Here is a 19,229-nt window from a genome sequence, read left to right as displayed (position 1 = left end):
AGATTAGCGCGCCCCGGACGCCTGAGCCACGCCGTTTTGGCGGCCCTTGAGGTTCTTGTCGGCCTTGTATTGCAAGGCTACGTCCGGCACCGAACCGCTTTTGCCTGTCTCGATCCATTTGCGGATACGGCTGGCATCGGCAAAATGGGTGAACTTGCCAAACGCATCAAGGATAACCAGCGACACTGGACGGTTGCCCATGCTGGTGACCAGTACCAGACAGTGGCCGGCCTGATTGGTGAAGCCGGTCTTGGTCAGTTGGATGTCCCAGTTGGCGCGATTGACCAAATGATCGGTGTTGGAGAAGCCCAGAGTGTAGTTGGGCTTGCGAAAGGACACGGTTTTTTCCTTGGTAGTGCTCAATTGCGTGAGCATCGGGTATTTGCGTGCGGCCTGAACCAGCTTGCTCAGGTCCCGGGCGGTCGAGACATTATGGATCGACAACCCAGTGGGCTCGACGTAACGGGTACTGCTCATGCCCAGAGACTTCGCCTTGGCGTTCATTGCGGCAATAAATGCGGCGTAGCCGCCGGGATAATGATGCGCCAGGCTGGCCGCTGCGCGGTTCTCTGACGACATCAGGGTAATCAGCAGCATCTCTTTGCGCGGCATCTCGCTGTTGAGCCGCACCCGCGAAAACACCCCTTTCATCTCCGGCGTGTCACTTATATTGACGGAGATGTATTCGTCCATGTCCTGTTTGGCGTCCAGCACTACCATGCCAGTCATTAGTTTGGTCACCGAGGCGATGGGGACAATCACGTCGGGGTTGCTGGAATAGATAACCTTGTTGGTCTGCAGATCCACCAGCATCGCACTGCCCGAGGCGATGTGCAGCTGCGAAGGGTCGCGCGGGGCGAGAGTGGTTTCGCTGGCGTTGGCGAAGGTGCTGGTGAATGCAAGCATCAGGCTGATAATGGAAAGACGAATATTCACGCGGATGAACTCGCTAATAAAATAGGAAATTACCGTTCTGCAACGGGCTTGAAGAAAAATGACGTTACATATTATTAGTATGGATCAGAAACTGTCGAATGTTCTTCCGAAACCAGACGAAACTCCTTAAAAACAAAGAAAAAACCGGTTTTTCTTTGGGCAATAAAAAGCCCCGCCATAAGGCGGGGCTCTTTTAGCGCGACAGGTTATTAGCCGTGCAATGTTTCCGCGGCGTATAGCGTGTTTTCCAGCAGGCAGGCGCGCGTCATCGGGCCGACACCGCCCGGCACGGGAGTGATCCAGCCGGCGCGGGGCAGGGCAGTTGCGTACACCACGTCGCCCACCAGCTTGCCATCGTCCTGGCGATTGATGCCTACGTCGATGACGATGGCACCTTCCTTGATCCACTCACCTTTGACCAGGCCAGGCTTGCCGGCAGCGACCACCACCAGGTCTGCGCGGCCAACGTGGCCGGCCAGGTCCTTGGTGAAGCGGTGGGTGACAGTCACGGTGCAGCCGGCCAGCAGCAATTCCATGGCCATCGGGCGACCTACGATGTTGGACGCGCCAACGACAACGGCATCGAGACCGTAGAGGTCGACACCGGTGCTTTCCAGCAGAGCCATGATGCCTTTCGGCGTACACGGCCGCAGCAGCGGGATGCGTTGGGCTAAGCGACCGACGTTGTAAGGGTGGAAGCCGTCGACGTCTTTGTCTGGGCGGATGCGTTCGAGCAGTTTGGACGCATCCAGGTGTTCCGGCAGCGGCAGCTGCAGGAGAATGCCGTCGATGTTCGGGTCGTCGTTGAGGCTGTCGATCAGATCGGTAAGGGCCTGTTGCGTGGTATCGGCAGGCAAGTCGTAGGCCTTGGAAATAAAGCCGACCTCTTCACAGTCTTTACGCTTGTGCGAGACATAAACCTGAGAGGCGGGATCGCTGCCGACCAGGATCACCGCGAGCCCTGGCGTGCGCAGGCCTTGCTGGCGACGCTCGGCGACACGTTTGGCGATCTGCTGGCGCAGGCTGGCGGCGATTGATTTGCCGTCGATAAGTTGTGCAGTCATTACGCGTGATTAACCATCGAGAGGGGGAAGAAAAGTGTGCGCATTCTCGCACGCCAGGACGTGAGGGCAAAGGCGCTTGGTCTGCAAATTCCCCTAACCCCTTAAATAAAATGAATTTTTTTCAAAAAAGATTTGACGACCTTTGGGGGCGTCTATACTATTCGTCGCACTTGTCGGGCACAGCCTAGCACTGGTCAAGAAGGTCGGGCGTAATGGTTGTTTCATTATGCAGGGCCGGAAGCATTTAGTTTGTAGTCCTTCAAGGGTACAGATTAATAAGGCGCCCGTAGCTCAGCTGGATAGAGCATCCGCCTTCTAAGCGGATGGTCGCAGGTTCGAGTCCTGCCGGGTGCGCCATTAGGCAGCTTTGGCACAAGTAGCGCAAGATGGTGGGCGTAGCTCAGTTGGTAGAGCACGGGATTGTGACTCCCGTTGTCGAGGGTTCGATCCCCTTCGTCCACCCCATATTCCAAAAGGCGTCAGATTTAACGGTCTGGCGCCTTTGCTTTAACAGCTTCAAGCCGCGGATGTGGTGGAATTGGTAGACACACTGGATTTAGGTTCCAGCGCCGCGAGGCGTAAGAGTTCGAGTCTCTTCATCCGCACCAATTAAAGCGTCACTCATGCCGGTTGGCAGGGGCGGTGCTCAGCAAAGAGGTTGTTTGGCCTCTTTGTTACGCAATATGGTGGGCGTAGCTCAGTTGGTAGAGCACGGGATTGTGACTCCCGTTGTCGAGGGTTCGATCCCCTTCGTCCACCCCATATTTCGAAAGGCGCCAGATTTAACAGTCTGGCGCCTTTTTTTGTTTTGGCGGTTCGAGTATCGACGGCTGCAGGTTCTGGGTCGTGGGGCGGGGCACTTCGTCGAATATATGTTTCTCGATGATGCTGTGCTGTCCGTCGGGCTTGGTAACAAGGTCGGCTGCCAGGGACATGTCGGGTGACCTCTTCTATTATAGAAGGGTTGACGCAGGGCTCTGGCGTGATGGGTTGTATTTGCCACCGGGGCGAAGGGTATTCGTGCGTTTTTCCCTATAAATTGCCTGCTGTTTTTTTACCCGTTTCCAGTAGGGTGACTTCTTGAGTTTGACCCACTAGAATGCATGCCCTTGATTCTGGGGTCGGAAACGGCCGGCTAACGTCTGTGCAACGAGGAATATCCATGCAAGTTTCTGTTGAAAATACTACTGCTCTCGAGCGCCGCATGAGCATCACCGTGCCGGCAGAGCGCATCGAGACTGCGGTCAACAAGCGTCTGCAGCAGACTGCCCAAAAGGCCAAGATCGCTGGTTTCCGTCCAGGCAAAGTGCCGATGAGCGAAATCAAGCGCCGTTTTGGTGCTGACGCACGTCAGGATGCTGTAGGTGACGTGATCCAGGCTTCCTTCTATGAAGCTGTTGTCGAGCAAAAGCTGAATCCGGCTGGCTCGCCTTCGATCGAACCAAAATCCCTGGAAGCAGGCAAGGACCTCGAATACGTTGCCGTTTTCGAAGTGTTCCCTGAGTTCACCGTTGCTGGTTTCGATTCCATCGCCATCGAGCGCCTGAGCGCCGAAGTGGCTGATGCCGACCTGGACAACATGCTGGAAATCCTGCGCAAGCAGAACACTCGTTTCGAAGTGGCCGATCGTGCCGCCCAGAACGAAGATCAGCTGAACATCGATTTCGAGGGCAAGGTTGACGGCGAAGTCTTCGCTGGCGGCTCGGCCAAGGGCACCCAGCTGGTACTGGGTTCCAACCGCATGATCCCGGGTTTCGAAGACGGCCTGGTTGGCGCCAAGGCCGGTGAAGAGCGCGTTCTTAGCCTGACTTTCCCTGCTGACTACCAGAACCTGGACCTGGCTGGCAAAGCCGCTGAGTTCACCGTTACCGTCAACAGCGTTTCCGAGCCTAAGCTGCCAGAGCTGAACGAAGAGTTCTTCGCCCAGTTCGGTATCAAGGAAACCGGGATCGAAGGTTTCCGCGCCGAAGTTCGCAAGAACATGGAGCGTGAACTGCGTCAGGCCATCAAGTCCAAGGTCAAGAACCAGGTCATGGACGGTCTGCTGGCCGCCAACCCGATCGAAGTGCCAAAGGCGCTGCTGTCCAACGAAGTGGATCGTCTGCGCGTACAGGCTGTTCAGCAGTTTGGTGGCAACATCAAGCCTGATCAATTGCCGGCCGAACTGTTCGAAGAGCAAGCCAAGCGCCGTGTTGTGCTCGGTCTGATCGTGGCAGAAGTAGTCAAGCAGTTCGATCTCAAGCCTGACGAAGATCGCGTTCGCGAAATGATCCAGGAAATGGCTTCGGCTTACCAAGAGCCTGAGCAGGTCGTGGCTTGGTACTACAAGAATGACCAGCAGCTGAACGAAGTGCGTTCGGTTGTGCTGGAAGAGCAAGTTGTGGATACTGTTCTGCAGAAGGCTAAGGTGACCGATAAAGCGGTCTCTTACGAAGAAGCAGTCAAGCCGGCGGAAGCAGCACAAGCCGACTGATTGTCCAACTCGTTCGAAATACAACCATAAGCCAGCCTCGCGCTGGCTTATGCGTTTTCAAGACATGACTATTTGGGAGTAACTGCAGAGCATGTTCCGTAATTCCTATATTCAGCAGAACTCTGATATCCAGGCCGCTGGCGGCCTGGTCCCGATGGTTGTCGAGCAATCAGCTCGTGGCGAACGCGCCTATGACATCTACTCGCGCCTGCTCAAGGAGCGTGTGATCTTTCTGGTGGGCCCGGTAGAGGACTACATGGCCAACCTGATCTGTGCGCAGCTGCTGTTCCTTGAAGCGGAAAACCCGGACAAGGACATCCATCTCTATATCAACTCCCCGGGCGGTTCGGTAACGGCAGGCATGTCGATCTACGACACCATGCAGTTCATCAAGCCAAATGTCTCCACTACCTGCATCGGCCAGGCCTGCAGCATGGGCGCGTTCCTGCTCACTGCCGGTGCCGAGGGCAAGCGTTTCTGCCTGCCTAACTCGCGCGTAATGATTCACCAGCCACTGGGCGGCTTCCAGGGCCAGGCGTCGGACATCGAAATCCACGCCAAGGAAATCCTCTTTATTCGTGAGCGTCTCAACACGCTGATGGCCAAGCACAGCGGGCACACCCTGGAAGAAATCGAGCGCGATACCAATCGCGACAATTTCATGAGTGCAGAGGCCGCGCGTGCGTACGGGCTGATCGACGCAGTGATCGAAAAGCGCCCAGCCTAATATAAGCAGTGCGAAATAAGGCTGGTCGGCATGTCCGATCACAGGCGGGCTTGAAAAAGCCCGCATAAGCCTTCATCTTGTGTTGCAAGCCTATCGGATTTGGATCGAACGAATGACTGACACCCGCAACGGCGAGGACAACGGCAAGCTGCTCTATTGCTCCTTCTGTGGCAAAAGCCAGCATGAAGTACGCAAATTGATTGCCGGCCCCTCGGTCTTTATCTGCGACGAGTGCGTCGACCTGTGCAATGACATCATCCGTGAGGAGGTGCAGGAAGCCCAGGCCGAAAGCAGCGCGCATAAATTGCCTTCGCCTAAAGAAATCAGCGGCATCCTTGATCAGTATGTGATTGGTCAAGAGCGTGCGAAAAAGGTTCTGGCTGTAGCGGTGTACAACCACTACAAACGTTTGAACCAGCGTGACAAGAAGAATGACGACGTCGAACTCGGCAAAAGCAACATCCTGCTGATTGGTCCTACAGGTTCGGGTAAAACCCTGCTTGCGGAAACCCTGGCTCGCCTGCTGAACGTTCCCTTCACCATCGCCGACGCAACCACTCTTACCGAGGCGGGCTACGTGGGTGAAGACGTTGAGAACATTATTCAGAAACTGTTGCAGAAATGCGATTACGACGTAGAGAAGGCCCAGATGGGTATCGTCTACATCGATGAAATCGACAAGATCTCGCGCAAATCGGACAACCCGTCCATCACTCGGGATGTATCGGGTGAGGGCGTGCAGCAAGCCCTGTTGAAACTGATCGAAGGTACAGTTGCTTCCGTGCCGCCCCAGGGTGGTCGCAAGCATCCCCAGCAGGAATTCCTTCAGGTTGATACGCGCAACATCCTGTTTATCTGTGGCGGTGCGTTCTCCGGTCTGGAAAAGGTGATTCAAAACCGTTCCACGCGCGGTGGCATTGGCTTCAGTGCAGAGGTGCGCAGTAAGGAAGAAGGCAAGAAAGTCGGTGAGTCCTTGCGTGAAGTTGAACCTGACGATTTGGTCAAGTTCGGTCTGATCCCTGAGTTTGTCGGCCGTCTGCCGGTGCTGGCGACGTTGGATGAGCTGGATGAGGCTGCGTTGATGCAGATCCTTACCGAGCCCAAAAACGCCCTGACCAAACAGTATGCCAAGTTGTTCGAGATGGAAGGTGTGGATCTCGAGTTCCGTACCGATGCGCTCAAGTCCGTGGCCAAGCGTGCGCTGGAGCGCAAGACTGGCGCACGTGGCTTGCGTTCGATTCTCGAAGGCGTGTTGCTCGATACCATGTACGAGATCCCCTCGCAGTCCGAGGTGAGTAAAGTGGTGATCGACGAAAGCGTTATAGAAGGCAAGTCCAAGCCACTGTATATCTACGAAAACAGTGAGCCGGCTGCCAAGGCTGCGCCTGACGCGTAAGCGTTGTCCTGGCGAAGCAAAAACAAGGGGGCCTTTTCAGGCCCCTTTGTTTTTACTGGCTTTAACTGCCTGTAATGCGCTTGTTTTTTTCGCACGCAGCCCCCATCTTGGCTTCAAGCTTACTTTCATCTGTCATAGAGGCGAAATCATGAAGACAACCATTGAATTGCCTCTCCTGCCATTGCGTGATGTCGTTGTGTATCCGCACATGGTTATCCCGCTGTTCGTGGGGCGCGAGAAGTCTATCGAAGCCCTCGAGGCCGCGATGACGGGCGACAAGCAGATCCTGCTGTTGGCCCAGAGAAACCCAGCTGACGATGATCCTGGCGAAGACGCCCTGTATCGTGTCGGCACCATTGCTACCGTGCTGCAACTGCTCAAGCTGCCGGATGGCACCGTCAAGGTGCTGGTAGAAGGTGAGCAACGCGGTGCGGTCGAGCGCTTTATGGAAGTGGACGGTCACCTGCGCGCAGAAGTGGCTCTGATCGACGAAGTCGATGCACCTGAGCGTGAGTCCGAAGTTTTTGTTCGCAGCCTGCTTTCGCAGTTCGAGCAATACGTACAACTGGGTAAGAAAGTCCCGGCTGAAGTCCTGTCCTCTCTCAATAGCATTGATGAGCCAAGTCGCCTGGTCGATACCATGGCTGCGCACATGGCACTGAAAATCGAGCAGAAGCAGGACATTCTTGAAATTATCGACTTATCTGCCCGTGTCGAGCATGTCCTGGCTTTGTTGGATGCTGAAATCGACCTGTTGCAGGTTGAAAAGCGTATCCGCGGTCGCGTCAAGAAGCAGATGGAGCGCAGTCAGCGCGAGTACTATCTGAATGAGCAGATGAAGGCCATTCAGAAGGAGCTGGGTGACAGCGAGGAAGGTCACAACGAAATCGAAGAGCTGAAAAAGCGCATCGATGCCGCGGGCTTACCCAAAGACGCGCTGGCCAAGGCCACTGCCGAGCTGAACAAGCTCAAGCAGATGTCGCCTATGTCGGCTGAAGCCACTGTGGTCCGCTCCTATATCGACTGGCTGGTGCAGGTGCCGTGGAAGGCCCAGACCAAGGTACGCCTGGATCTGGCCCGGGCCGAAGATATTCTTGATGCCGACCACTACGGCCTTGAAGAAGTCAAAGATCGCATCCTCGAATATCTTGCCGTGCAAAAACGCGTGAAAAAGATTCGTGGCCCTGTGTTGTGCCTGGTCGGGCCGCCTGGTGTGGGTAAAACCTCGCTGGCCGAATCCATTGCCAATGCGACAAACCGTAAGTTCGTGCGCATGGCCTTGGGTGGCGTACGTGACGAGGCGGAAATTCGTGGTCATCGCCGGACATACATTGGTTCGATGCCAGGAAGATTGATTCAAAAGATGACGAAGGTGGGTGTGCGCAACCCGCTGTTCCTGCTCGATGAAATCGACAAAATGGGCAGCGACATGCGTGGCGATCCGGCATCCGCGTTGCTGGAAGTACTTGATCCGGAGCAGAACCACAACTTCAACGACCATTACCTGGAAGTCGACTACGACCTGTCCGACGTAATGTTCCTGTGCACCTCCAACTCCATGAATATTCCGCCCGCTTTGCTGGACCGGATGGAGGTGATTCGTCTGCCGGGTTACACCGAAGACGAGAAGATCAATATCGCCGTCAAATACCTCGCGCCCAAGCAAATTTCGGCCAACGGCCTGAAGAAGGGTGAGATTGAATTTGAGGTCGAGGCAATCCGCGACATCATCCGTTACTACACCCGAGAAGCCGGTGTGCGGGGCCTTGAGCGTCAGCTCGCGAAGATTTGCCGCAAGGCAGTCAAGGAGCACACCCTGGACAAACGTTTCTCGGTGAAGGCCACGGCAGACACCTTGGAGCATTACCTGGGCGTCCGTAAATTCCGCTACGGTCTGGCAGAGCAGCAGGACCAAGTCGGTCAGGTCACGGGCCTTGCCTGGACTCAAGTGGGAGGCGAGTTGCTGACTATTGAGGCTGCCGTGATCCCAGGTAAAGGCCAGTTGATCAAGACCGGTTCCCTGGGCGATGTAATGGTCGAATCCATCACTGCCGCGCAGACCGTAGTGCGTAGTCGTGCCAGGAGCCTGGGGATTCCCCTGGACTTCCACGAGAAGCACGACACCCATATCCACATGCCGGAAGGGGCGACCCCCAAAGATGGTCCTAGCGCCGGCGTAGGCATGTGCACGGCACTGGTATCAGCGCTGACTGGCATTCCGGTGCGCGCCGATGTCGCCATGACCGGGGAAATTACCCTGCGTGGTCAGGTGCTGGCCATTGGTGGCCTCAAAGAGAAATTGCTCGCTGCACACCGAGGTGGTATCAAGACTGTGATCATTCCTGAAGAGAATGTTCGCGACTTGAAGGAAATTCCTGACAATATCAAGCAGGATCTGCAGATTAAACCGGTTAAATGGATTGACGAGGTCCTGCAAATTGCGCTGCAATACGCGCCGGAGCCCTTACCGGATGTGGCTCCCGAGATAGTTGCGAAGGAAGAAAAGCGCGAGACTGAATCTAAGGAAAGAATTAGCACGCATTAATACGTTCAAGCCGGGTGGCTTCCTTGACAGCTTTTTAGAGCCCTTGTTATAAAGCGGCTCTTAAGTGTCTGTAGGCCATTCAGCACTGGTTTTTGCTTTCACCAAAAAACTTAGAATCATACTCAATAGATATAAGGGGACTTAGAGTGAACAAGTCGGAACTGATTGATGCTATCGCTGCATCTGCTGATATCCCGAAAGCTGCTGCTGGCCGTGCGCTGGACGCAGTAATCGAATCCGTCACTGGCGCTCTCAAGGCCGGCGACTCCGTGGTACTGGTTGGTTTCGGTACTTTCTCTGTGACCGATCGCCCAGCTCGCACTGGCCGTAACCCACAGACTGGCAAGGCGCTGCAAATCGCCGCCGCCAAAAAACCAGGTTTCAAAGCCGGTAAGGCCCTGAAAGAAGCGGTCAACTAAGCTTCGTTCAAGCCTTTGCCTGCCCGGGTCACACGTAAGTCTGACCTGACAGCGGAGCGGCAGCAGACCCAATGAATTATTGGGTCGCAATGCCGGGGGTGTGGGTTAAAACCCCCGTCCGCTCTGCCAGTTACGAGAAGGCGCATCCTCGGATGCGCCTTTCTTCTATCCGGACTCTACCCACGCTCCACGGTTGCCTAATCTTTGAAGTTCAACCGTTTCTGGGGGACGCATGCTGCAGAATATCAGGGACAATTCACAAGGCTGGATTGCCAAGACCATTATCGGAATCATCGTTGTATTGATGGCTTTCACCGGTATCGAGGCCATATTTCAGGCCACGACCAACAGCCAGAACGCGGCCAAGGTCAATGGTGAGGAAATCAGTCAAAACGAACTGAGCCAAGCGGTCGACATGCAACGTCGACAGTTGATGCAACAGTTGGGCAAGGACTTCGACGCGTCCTTGCTGGATGAAAAAATGCTGCGTGACGCTGCCCTCAAGGGTCTGGTCGATCGCAAATTGCTGCTGCAAGGCGCGGCCGATTCGAAGTTTTCCTTCTCGGACGCTGCCTTGGACCAAATGATCCTGCAGATGCCGGAGTTCCAGGAAGACGGCAAATTCAGCGCTGAACGTTTCGACCAGGTGATTCGTCAACTGGGCTACAGCCGCATGCAATTTCGTCAGATGCTGACTCAGGAAATGCTCATTGGCCAACTGAGCGCCGGCATCGGCGGCAGCGGTTTTGTGACCGATCAGGAAGTACTGGCATTCGCTCGTCTGGAAAAGCAGACGCGTGATTTCGCCACCGTCAATGTCAAGGCTGACCCTGCGGCGGTGAAACTCACCGACGATGAGGTCAAGGCTTACTACGACCTGCATGCCAAAGAGTTCATGACACCTGATCAGGTGGTCATTGATTATCTGGAGCTGAAGAAGGCTTCCTTCTTTGATCAGGTCACTGTCAACGACGATGAGCTGCAGGCCCTGTATCAGAAAGAAACTGCCAACCTTGCCGAGCAGCGCCGTGCAGCGCACATCCTGATTGAAGTCAACGACAAGGTGAACGAGGCGCAGGCCAAAGCCAAGATCGAAGACGTCCAGGCGCGCCTGGCCAAGGGCGAAAGCTTCGAGGCCCTGGCCAAGGAGTTTTCTCAGGATCCTGGCTCGGCCAACAACGGCGGTGACTTGGGTTATGCAGGTCAGGGCGTTTACGATCCGGACTTCGAGACTGCCCTGTATGCCTTGGGCAAGGATCAGGTTTCGGCGCCGGTTCGTACGACCTTTGGCTGGCACTTGATCAAGTTGTTGGGTGTTGAAGCGCCTGAGGTGCCATCGTTTGCCAGCCTGAAAGACAAGCTGACACGTGAACTGAAAACCCAGCAGGTCGAACAACGCTTCGTGGAAGCGACCAAGCAACTGGAAGACGCGGCGTTCGAAGCCTCCGATCTGGCTCAGCCAGCCTCGGACCTGAAATTGACCGTACAGACTTCCGCGCCGTTCGGTCGTGAGGGTGGCGAAGGTATCACTGCCAATCGTGCAGTGATCCAGGCTGCGTTCAGTCCTGAAGTGTTAGATGAGGGTGCCAACAGCACCGCCATCGAGCTTGACCCGGAAACCATCGTGGTGCTACGCGCCAAGGAGCACCGCAAGCCCGAGCAACTGCCATTGGAAAGCGTTGCGACCGCTATCCGTGCCCAGTTGACCAAAGAGCGTGCCAGCGCAACGGCGAAGACCCATGCCGATGAGCTGATCGCTAACCTGCGCAGTGGCAAGCTGCCATTGGATCAGGCTGTCGATGGCCAGGATTGGAAAGCCACAGAAGCAGCCAATCGTGGCGAGGAAGGGGTCGAGCCTGCGGTGCTGCAGGCGCTGTTCCGCATGGCCAAGCCAGTGGCGAAGGACAAGCCGACATTTGCCGACGTGACTTTGCCGGACGGTAGTCTGGTGATTGTGCGCCTGAATGGTGTCAACGAAGCAGTTGCGCCTACCGATGAAGAGAAAGAGCAATACCGTCGCTCTCTCGCTTCGCGTGTGGGTCAGCAGGACTTCGCTGCCTATCGCAAGCAGTTGGAAGCCGAGGCTGATATCGAGCGTTTCTGACGGCGTAACTGTGTAGAAAAAAACCGGCCTCCCAGCCGGTTTTTTTTGCCTGTTGTAGTCAGCGTACAGCCCGCAGTGTGGCTGCCAGGGCAAATGCCACCAACGCCGCGACGGTCCAGGGAAAAGACGTCACGCCCACTCCTTGAAGCAACATGCCGCCGACCAATGCGCCGCCGGCAATACCCAGGTTCCACACGGTCACTAGCATGGACTGCGCGGCATCTGCCGAGTCGCCGGCGGATTTGGCCAGCGCTGTTTGCAGCAAGGCTGGCAAACCGCCAAAGGCGAGCCCCCACAGTGCTACCGTCAGGTACACCACGAAAGGGGAATTGATCCAGAGCCCCAGCACCAAGGCCGAAGACGCAAACAATGCGCAACTGATGGTCAGCAAGAGGCGCAGGTGTTGGTCAATCAGTGCTCCGACGATCCAGATACCCAGAAGTGCTGCCAGGCCAAACACCAGCAACACTTGGTCAATGTCGGCAGTGATCCCGGCGGGTACGAGGAAAGGGGCTATATAGGTGTAAAGAATGTTGTGGGCCAACACATAGGTAAAGGTCACGAACAGCACTGGGCGTACCCCGGATAGCCTCAGGACCTGGCGTAGACCGAGGCGTTTTTCGGCAGTTTGTCCGGCGAAATCCGGTACTTGCCAGCGTACCCAGGCCAGTAGTATTAGGGTAAGCGCGGTCATGATCGCGAAGCTCCAGCGCCAGCCCACTGCAGCGCCGAGGAAGGTGCCGGCGGGTACGCCGAGAGACAATGCCAGGGGCGCGCCAAGCATGGCCACGGCAATCGCGCGGCCTTGCAAATGTGGCGCAACCATCCGGCTGGCATACCCGGCCAGTAACGCCCACAGCAGGCCGGCAAATACCCCAGCCAATAATCGTGCGGCCAGGGTCAACCAGTAATCGTTGGACAGCGCCGTGACACTGTTGACCAGCGCAAAACCGCCAATGGCAATCAGCAGTAATGGTCGACGCCGCCAACCACGGGTGGCGATGGTCAACGGGATGGCTGCCAGCAATGAGCCAAGGGCATATAGGGTAACGAGTTGACCAACCATTGCTTCGGATACCCCGAGGCCTGCGCTCATCTGCGGCAGCAGGCCGGCGGGCAACGCTTCAGTGAGAATGGTGATAAACCCGGCAGTTGCCAGCGCCATCAAGCCGCCGATAGGCAGTCGTTCACGGCTGGCCGAGAGGCGCGGGGATGAGTCGGCGAGCGGGCTGCAGTCGTTCATGTTTCTCGGCTCCGTTTTCAATGTGTCGAGTGGGTGAGCAAGAATAGGGAGCTGGACAGCGTAGAAAAACAGGCTAAGGTTCCGAACTTATCGGACGTTCATGTCCGTAATCATCAGGAAACGAGAATGGACCGCCTGGGCAGTATTTCGGTGTTTGTACAGGTTGCGGAAACCCGCAGCTTTACCCAGGCCGGGAGGCTGCTGGGGGTGTCTTCTTCGGCGATTGGCAAAAGCATTGCGCGTATTGAAAAGCGGTTGGGCGTCAGGTTGTTTCACCGCAGTACCCGCAGCATTACTTTGACGGGCGAGGGGGCACTGTTTCTGGAGCGCTGCCGGCGCATTCTTGCCGAAGTCGAAGCGGCGGAGCAGGAGCTGAGCGAGGCGGCGGCCGCGCCCAGGGGCAAGTTACGCATCAGCTTGCCGCAAGTCAGAGGATTGTTGATGCCGGTGCTGACTGGGTTTATGCGGGCTTACCCGGACATCGAGTTGGACGTGGACTTTTCCGATCGCATGGTGGATGTGATCGAGGAAGGCTTCGACGCGGTGGTGCGCACCGGCAGGCCAGAGGACTCACGCCTGACGGCTCGCCTGTTGGGGCATTACCGCTTGGTGTTGGTGGGGTCTGCCGACTATTTCAGCCAGCACGGCACGCCTCGGCGCCCTATCGATCTGAACCATCATGCTTGTTTGCGCCATAAGTTCTGCGCGACCGGCAAGCTGGAAGCCTGGCCTTTGCGCCATCTGCCGCAGGAGCCAGCACCGGTGCTTCGTGCTCCGTTGGTTTCGACCACGATCGAGTCCCTTCTCCATGTGGTAAATGAAGGCCTGGGAATTGCCTGCCTGCCGGATTTCATGGTGCACGAGGCGGTCGAGCAGGGGCGGTTGCAGCGGGTGCTGGATGATTATCTGGAGCATAGCGGCAGTTTCTGGTTGCTTTGGCCGTCAAGTCGGCATGCTTCAGCCAAGCTGCGGGTGTTTATTGATCATATGAGTTTGGCGCTTTTTCCTACAGCGCCTGTCTGACAGGTCGCTGATGTTTTGCCGACAGGAATCCGCGCGCAGGCGTCACGATCTGTTGCACAATACCGCCCTGACCGTTTTCCTCAGGATTTTCGATGTCCACATCATTTCACTTGCGTGGCCTTGGGCTCGCGCTGGTGCTGGCGGGCGCCACGGGCTGCTCGTCGCCCAAGACCGCTATCTATGAGCATGAGAGTTTCGATGACTCCGGTACGTTTTCACGCAACTATCCGGTCAGTGATGTAGCGGCCTGCGAAGCGGCCCGACGGGCATTGCTCAGCCAGGGTTACATCATCACCAGCAGCGATCCGAAGCTGGTCAGTGGTAACAAGAGTTTCCAGCAGACCGGTGAGAGCCATCTGCAGATCAGCTTCAATGTGGTGTGCGCCGAAGATGGCAGCAGCGATCACCAGGCGACGATATTTGCCAACGCCTTGCAGGATCGCTATGCGCTGAAGAAGGTCAACAACTCTGCCAGTCTCGGGGTTGGCGTGCTGGGCTCCGTCTCGATGCCGATTGGCTCCACCGACGACTCGATGGTCAAGGTCGCCAGCGAAACCGTCACTTCGCCGAAGTTTTATGATCGTTACTTTGCGTTGGTGGACGTGTTCCTGCCCCGTGAAGTGAAACCGGAAGAACCTGCGCCTGAGGCGCCGAAAGTGCCGTTGGGCGTGCCGCAGGACCAGGCGCCACTGCCAACTGAGCCACAGGCACCGATCGCCCCGACAGTGGTGCCTGAAGCTTCGCAACCTTTGGTCCCACCGCTGGAAACGGCGCCGATTGCTCCTCTACCGCCTGCCGAGCCCGCTGCGCCAGCAGAGACTGCCCCGGTTGAAACAGTCCCCGTGGAAACTGCTCCAACTTTGCCGGCACCGACAGAAGCCATCCCACCGCTGCCGATACCGGGGCAATAAGTTGGGCTAGACGGTGACGGGATTGGTCTTGTCGATATCGATACCGTAGCGGCCAATGGCCTCGCTGACGCGGCTGCGGTTGATCACGCCGTCGTCAGCCAGGGCCTTGAGCGCTGCCAGGACAATGAAATACCGGTCCACTTCAAACAACGCCCGCAAGGCTTCCCGGGTATCTGATTGGCCAAAGCCGTCGGTGCCCAGCGCCACGAAGCGGCGATCCTGGACAAACGGGCGGATTTGGTCGGCGAAGATCTTCATGTAGTCGGTGGCGACCACCACGGGCCCTGCATGATTGACGAGGCATTGTTCCACATAACTGGTGCGCGGCTCGTTTTCAGGGTGCAGCAGGTTCCAGCGTTCCACCTCATGGCCTTCACGGCGCAACTCGGTGAGGCTGGTCACACTCCACACATCGCTGGCTACGGCAAAGTCTTCGCGTAACAATTGTTCTGCTGCAATCACTTCCCGCAGGATGGAGCCGCTGCCCATCAACTGCACGCGTGCTTGTGCATCCTCATCGCCGGCCTTGAGTCGGTACATGCCCTTGATAATCCCGTCTTCGACACCTTCCGGCATGCTCGGATGCGGGTAGTTTTCGTTGAGCAGGGTGATGTAGTAATAAATATCTTCCTGCTCGACGTACATACGCCGCATGCCTTCGCGAATGATTACCGCCAGTTCGAAGGCAAAGGTCGGATCGTAGGAAACACAACAAGGGATTACCGACGACAGAATGTGGCTATGCCCATCGTCATGTTGCAGGCCTTCACCCATCAATGTCGTACGCCCGGCAGTGGCGCCCAGCAGGAAGCCGCGCGCGCGCGCATCACCCGCTGCCCAGGCCAGGTCCCCGACTCGCTGGAAGCCGAACATCGAGTAGAAAATGTAGAACGGCACCGCCATTACACCGTGGTTGCTATACGCCGTACTGGCGGCGATCCATGAGGAAATGGCGCCCGACTCATTCAGGCCTTCCTGCATGATCTGGCCGTCCTTGGTTTCTTTGTAATAGCTGAGCTGGCCGGCATCCTGCGGGGTGTACAGCTGTCCAACGGCAGAATGGATGCCGATCTGGCGAAACAGGCTTTCCATGCCAAAGGTGCGTGACTCATCGGGAACGATGGGGACGATCAGTTTGCCAAGGTTCGGGTCCTTGAGCAGCGTGCCAAGAATGCGCACGAAGGCCATGGTGGTGGAGATTGACCGCTCGCCGGTGTCCTTGAGCTGGGTGGCGAACGCCTCCAGTCCCGGAATCTGCAAGGATTCGACCGCGCTGTGACGAGCCGGTATGTAGCCGCCCAGTGACTGGCGGCGCGCGTTGAAGTAGTGCGCTTCCTGGCTTTCGGGAGCGGGCTTGAGGTAAGGGATCTCGGCCAGTTGTTCATCGGCCACTTCCAGCCCGAAACGGTCGCGGAAAGCCTTGACGGCATCGGCTCCCATCTTTTTCAGCTGATGGTTGATGTTCTGGCCTTCACCGGCTTCACCCATGCCGAAGCCCTTGACGGTCTTCGCCAGAATCACTGTTGGCTGGCCACTGTGGCGCACCGCAGCGGCGTATGCGTTGTAGACCTTGTCGGGGTCGTGTCCACCCCGTGAGAGTTTCCAGATGTCATCGTCGTCAAGGTCGGCTACCAGTGCCAGCAACTCCGGATATTTGCCGAAGAAGTGTTCCCGGACATACGCGCCGTTTTGTGATTTGTAGTTCTGGTAGTCACCGTCCACGCATTCCATCATGCGTTGGAGCAACAAGCCGCTCTTGTCCTTTTCCAGAAGGGCATCCCAGCCACTGCCCCAGATGACCTTGATGACATTCCAGCCGGCAGCGCGGTAAAGGCTTTCGAACTCCTGGATCACCTTGGCGTTGCCTCGCACCGGGCCGTCGAGACGCTGCAGGTTGCAGTTGACCACGAAGATCAGGTTGTCGAGTTTTTCCCGGCCCGCCAGGGAAATCGCCGCCAGGGATTCCGGCTGATCCATTTCACCATCACCGAGGAAGGCCCAGACCTTGCGCCCCTGGTGCTGCTTGAGACCCCGGAACTCCAGGTAGCGCATGAAACGCGCCTGATAGGCGGCGGTGATCGGGCCAAGGCCCATGGACACGGTAGGAAATTGCCAGAAGTCCGGCATCAGTCTTGGATGTGGATAGGAAGAAATGCCATGGCCACCCGTTTCGCGACGGAAGTTGTCCAGTTGCGCTTCGTCGATACGGCCTTCGAGGTACGCGCGGCCGTAGATGCCTGGGGCCGAGTGGCCCTGGATGTAGACCAGGTCGCCGTCGAAGGTGTCCGTGCGGCCACGGAGAAAATGGTCGAAGCCGACGTCATAAAGCACCGCTGCCGAGGCGTAGGTCGCGATATGCCCACCTACACCTGAATGTTTGCCGGCACGCAGCACCATGGCCATGGCGTTCCAACGGATAAACGCGTTGAGGCGGCGCTCGATGGCGAGGTCCCCAGGGTAGGGCAGTTGGCGGTCGACCGGGATCGTGTTGATGTAAGGGGTGGTCACGCGCCCGTAGAAGTCGCCATGGCGAGCCACGTCAAAATCCAGCAATTGATCGATCAGGTAATGCGCGCGAGGACGGCCTTCGGCATACAGCACTGATTCGATGGACTCCAACCATTCACGGGTTTGCTGTGGATCGTCGTCGAGTCTTGCGGTGTTATTCGGGTGCATGTCGCGCTCCAGGGGTGACGGATATCAGCATGCGGGCTCTTTGGGCGAGGTGCTGGGCATGCTGTAAAAGTAATTGCAATTGCAATTATATGGCTGAATCTAGCGCGAGATGAGCTACTATTGCAACCTTCTCGAATTCCCCGGATGGTGTTGCATGTCGTCGAAAGAGCCTGATGTCTGGTTCCGTTTTGTCAGGGCCCACAGGACGGTTATCCGTGAAATCGAACGTCGCCTGACCGCTGCCAATCTGCCGCCTTACGCCTGGTATGACGCGCTATGGGGCTTGGAGAGCGGCCCAGAGGGTACCCGGCGAATGCATGAACTGGCCGATGTGCTGGCGATCGAGCGCTACAACCTGACGCGCTTGGTGGATCGCCTGGAAAAAGACGGCCTGGTAGTGCGTTCGCGCTCTGACGGCGATGGGCGCGCGGCGTTTGCCTCGATCACTGAGGAGGGCCGCATATTGCGCAAGAAAATGTGGAAGATCTACGAGAGCACGGTGGATGAGTTATTCCTGTCGCAGCTCGACAACGAGCAACGCCAAGGCTTTGCCGATGCCTTGGAACGCACGGCGGACATGGCCATCGGCGCAGGTATGCAGGCCCGCGGACGGCGCAAGGCTTGAATGTCCTGATGGTCACTTGAGCAGATACTGTTGCATCGCTGTTTCTACCACGTCAGCACCCATGCGCCCCTCATCGGCCAGTGCCTTCAACGCCAGCACTGTAATCCAACAGGCACTGGGCAGCGAAGGCCCGACTGAGCCTGGCGCCAGAGCCACAAACCGTGCGTCTACGTATCCCGCCAATTGGTCAACAATCGCCTGCGGATAGCCGGTGACAGCGACCACTGGCACGCCGTCGCCTGCCAGGCAATCGCGCAGATGGCAACTGCGCCTGGTTGCGGTGGGATGCAAGCGGTTCCAGCGCTCTGCCGCACCTGCCTCGCGCGCCAGGCGGGTGTAGCTGGGGCAACTCCAGAGCTGCGCTTCAACGCCCCAGTCTTTCTTCAAGAGCCTGGCGGCATCCAGCACTTGCTTGAATGCCCTTCCTGCTCCGAGCAGGTGCACCGTGACAAGGCACGGCTGTGTTCGTCCAACGCGGTACATGCCTTTGAGCGCATCCTCACGGTCCTGCGCGGTCAAGCCCGATCCGCCGTCCTGATCATGCAGCGCCAGGTAGTAAAAGCCGGGTTTGCCGTCGATGTACAGCGCCCGCAGTCCGGCAAGGATGATCGCTTGGGTTTCTGCACCCGAGGCCGGGTCGTAGGGCATGCAGTGCGGGTTGCTTGCCAGCCACAACGGCAGTGATGGTTGTGTGCCTTTGGGCCAGGAGGAAGGACGGGTCTCGATGTCATTACATAGGATGCCACGCTGCGTTGTCTGCCTGGAGAGCGCGCACAATTGAGCGGATGAGGCCGCGCGGTGCAGGTACAGCATGGGTTTCTCCGCCGCATTGCGAGCAAACCAGGTAGGCCAGACGCCGCTGCGGCGTGAGTGCGACTGTCCGCGGATCACCCACGCCTGACGACGTGTCGCGGGGTTGAACTCCAACGTGTTGGCGATCGTCAGGACGGTATACAGCGGTGAGCTTTGTGTAGAGGGGCATGCTTGCAGCGTATCGATGCAGAGCTGGGCGCAGCGCGCGGTATGAGCGTTGAGGGCATCCATCAGTCGGTTCGCCAGGCAGTGAAGATACGTACCCTAATGGATT

The 19,229-nt window shown here is 57.2% G+C and carries 14 protein-coding genes and 4 tRNA genes; 13 read left to right on the top strand and 5 right to left on the bottom strand.

Annotated features, from left to right (window positions below; genetic code table 11):
* Window positions 1-3: 3 nt before the first annotated feature.
* Together pbpG and folD are read right to left on the bottom strand one after the other, a co-directional pair.
* Window positions 4-936 carry a D-alanyl-D-alanine endopeptidase gene (gene pbpG, locus OQ460_RS14525; RefSeq protein ID WP_410018146.1) on the bottom strand — a complete coding sequence of 311 codons (933 nt, stop codon included), beginning with the start codon at window positions 934-936 and terminating at the stop codon, window positions 4-6.
* A gap of 209 nt (window positions 937-1,145) precedes the next feature.
* Window positions 1,146-2,000, bottom strand: a complete 855-nt coding sequence (gene folD / locus OQ460_RS14520) for a bifunctional methylenetetrahydrofolate dehydrogenase/methenyltetrahydrofolate cyclohydrolase FolD (protein WP_410018145.1) — start codon at window positions 1,998-2,000, stop codon at window positions 1,146-1,148.
* Window positions 2,001-2,280: 280 nt separating this feature from the next.
* Here folD and OQ460_RS14515 point away from each other — a divergent pair.
* The 10 genes from OQ460_RS14515 (at window position 2,281) to OQ460_RS14470 (ending at window position 11,664) form a co-directional block, all read left to right on the top strand.
* Window positions 2,281-2,357, top strand: a tRNA-Arg gene (locus OQ460_RS14515).
* Window positions 2,358-2,389: 32 nt separating this feature from the next.
* A tRNA-His gene (locus OQ460_RS14510) sits at window positions 2,390-2,465 on the top strand.
* 58 nt (window positions 2,466-2,523) lie between these two features.
* Window positions 2,524-2,608 (top strand) — tRNA-Leu (locus tag OQ460_RS14505).
* Window positions 2,609-2,686: 78 nt separating this feature from the next.
* Window positions 2,687-2,762, top strand: a tRNA-His gene (locus tag OQ460_RS14500).
* Window positions 2,763-3,162: 400 nt separating this feature from the next.
* On the top strand, window positions 3,163-4,473 hold the full coding sequence (gene tig, locus OQ460_RS14495; RefSeq protein ID WP_410018144.1) for a trigger factor: 1,311 nt from the start codon (window positions 3,163-3,165) through the stop codon (window positions 4,471-4,473).
* Window positions 4,474-4,564: 91 nt separating this feature from the next.
* Window positions 4,565-5,200: an ATP-dependent Clp endopeptidase proteolytic subunit ClpP gene (clpP, locus tag OQ460_RS14490; RefSeq protein ID WP_003238276.1), complete on the top strand. Its 636-nt coding sequence runs from the start codon at window positions 4,565-4,567 to the stop codon at window positions 5,198-5,200.
* Between the two features lie 112 nt (window positions 5,201-5,312).
* Window positions 5,313-6,596, top strand: coding sequence for an ATP-dependent Clp protease ATP-binding subunit ClpX (gene clpX, locus OQ460_RS14485; RefSeq protein WP_410018143.1), 1,284 nt, complete (start codon window positions 5,313-5,315; stop codon window positions 6,594-6,596).
* Between the two features lie 148 nt (window positions 6,597-6,744).
* Window positions 6,745-9,141: an endopeptidase La gene (gene lon / locus OQ460_RS14480; protein ID WP_410018142.1), complete on the top strand. Its 2,397-nt coding sequence runs from the start codon at window positions 6,745-6,747 to the stop codon at window positions 9,139-9,141.
* Between the two features lie 146 nt (window positions 9,142-9,287).
* Window positions 9,288-9,560, top strand: coding sequence for an HU family DNA-binding protein (locus OQ460_RS14475; RefSeq protein WP_003174819.1), 273 nt, complete (start codon window positions 9,288-9,290; stop codon window positions 9,558-9,560).
* Window positions 9,561-9,792: 232 nt separating this feature from the next.
* Window positions 9,793-11,664 (top strand): SurA N-terminal domain-containing protein, encoded by a 1,872-nt coding sequence (locus OQ460_RS14470; protein ID WP_410018141.1) that lies wholly within the window; start codon window positions 9,793-9,795, stop codon window positions 11,662-11,664.
* A gap of 58 nt (window positions 11,665-11,722) precedes the next feature.
* Here OQ460_RS14470 and OQ460_RS14465 read toward each other — a convergent pair whose 3' ends face one another.
* Window positions 11,723-12,907 (bottom strand): MFS transporter, encoded by a 1,185-nt coding sequence (locus tag OQ460_RS14465; protein ID WP_410018140.1) that lies wholly within the window; start codon window positions 12,905-12,907, stop codon window positions 11,723-11,725.
* A 126-nt stretch (window positions 12,908-13,033) separates the two neighbouring features.
* On the opposite strand from OQ460_RS14465, the gene OQ460_RS14460 reads away from it, so the two are divergent.
* Together OQ460_RS14460 and OQ460_RS14455 are read left to right on the top strand one after the other, a co-directional pair.
* Entirely contained in the window at window positions 13,034-13,930 is an 897-nt protein-coding gene (locus OQ460_RS14460) for a LysR family transcriptional regulator (protein ID WP_410018139.1), read from the top strand.
* 92 nt (window positions 13,931-14,022) lie between these two features.
* Window positions 14,023-14,841, top strand: coding sequence for a DUF2242 domain-containing protein (locus OQ460_RS14455; protein ID WP_410018138.1), 819 nt, complete (start codon window positions 14,023-14,025; stop codon window positions 14,839-14,841).
* Window positions 14,842-14,847: 6 nt separating this feature from the next.
* Here the strand turns inward: OQ460_RS14455 and aceE are convergent, their stop codons facing one another.
* Entirely contained in the window at window positions 14,848-17,517 is a 2,670-nt protein-coding gene (gene aceE / locus OQ460_RS14450) for a pyruvate dehydrogenase (acetyl-transferring), homodimeric type (protein WP_410018137.1), read from the bottom strand.
* Between the two features lie 154 nt (window positions 17,518-17,671).
* On the opposite strand from aceE, the gene OQ460_RS14445 reads away from it, so the two are divergent.
* Window positions 17,672-18,142 (top strand): MarR family winged helix-turn-helix transcriptional regulator, encoded by a 471-nt coding sequence (locus tag OQ460_RS14445; RefSeq protein WP_410018136.1) that lies wholly within the window; start codon window positions 17,672-17,674, stop codon window positions 18,140-18,142.
* Between the two features lie 12 nt (window positions 18,143-18,154).
* On the opposite strand, the gene OQ460_RS14440 is transcribed toward OQ460_RS14445, so the two are convergent.
* Window positions 18,155-19,186: a transketolase-like TK C-terminal-containing protein gene (locus OQ460_RS14440; RefSeq protein WP_410018135.1), complete on the bottom strand. Its 1,032-nt coding sequence runs from the start codon at window positions 19,184-19,186 to the stop codon at window positions 18,155-18,157.
* Window positions 19,187-19,229 lie beyond the last annotated feature (43 nt).

Source organism: Pseudomonas imrae, from assembly GCF_046352735.2.
GTDB lineage: Bacteria > Pseudomonadota > Gammaproteobacteria > Pseudomonadales > Pseudomonadaceae > Aquipseudomonas > Aquipseudomonas imrae.
The sequence above is the reverse complement of the archived record's forward strand: the minus strand, read 5'-3'. Positions and strand labels throughout refer to the sequence as shown.

Coding starts and splice junctions, on each gene's coding strand:
- folD (WP_410018145.1), bottom strand. CDS start 2,000: ATGACTGCACAACTTATCGACGGCAAATCAATCGCCGCCAGCCTGCGC.
- OQ460_RS14455 (WP_410018138.1), top strand. CDS start 14,023: ATGTCCACATCATTTCACTTGCGTGGCCTTGGGCTCGCGCTGGTGCTG.
- OQ460_RS14440 (WP_410018135.1), bottom strand. CDS start 19,186: ATGGATGCCCTCAACGCTCATACCGCGCGCTGCGCCCAGCTCTGCATC.
- OQ460_RS14465 (WP_410018140.1), bottom strand. CDS start 12,907: ATGAACGACTGCAGCCCGCTCGCCGACTCATCCCCGCGCCTCTCGGCC.
- tig (WP_410018144.1), top strand. CDS start 3,163: ATGCAAGTTTCTGTTGAAAATACTACTGCTCTCGAGCGCCGCATGAGC.
- lon (WP_410018142.1), top strand. CDS start 6,745: ATGAAGACAACCATTGAATTGCCTCTCCTGCCATTGCGTGATGTCGTT.
- OQ460_RS14445 (WP_410018136.1), top strand. CDS start 17,672: ATGTCGTCGAAAGAGCCTGATGTCTGGTTCCGTTTTGTCAGGGCCCAC.
- clpP (WP_003238276.1), top strand. CDS start 4,565: ATGTTCCGTAATTCCTATATTCAGCAGAACTCTGATATCCAGGCCGCT.
- OQ460_RS14460 (WP_410018139.1), top strand. CDS start 13,034: ATGGACCGCCTGGGCAGTATTTCGGTGTTTGTACAGGTTGCGGAAACC.
- OQ460_RS14470 (WP_410018141.1), top strand. CDS start 9,793: ATGCTGCAGAATATCAGGGACAATTCACAAGGCTGGATTGCCAAGACC.
- aceE (WP_410018137.1), bottom strand. CDS start 17,517: ATGCACCCGAATAACACCGCAAGACTCGACGACGATCCACAGCAAACC.
- clpX (WP_410018143.1), top strand. CDS start 5,313: ATGACTGACACCCGCAACGGCGAGGACAACGGCAAGCTGCTCTATTGC.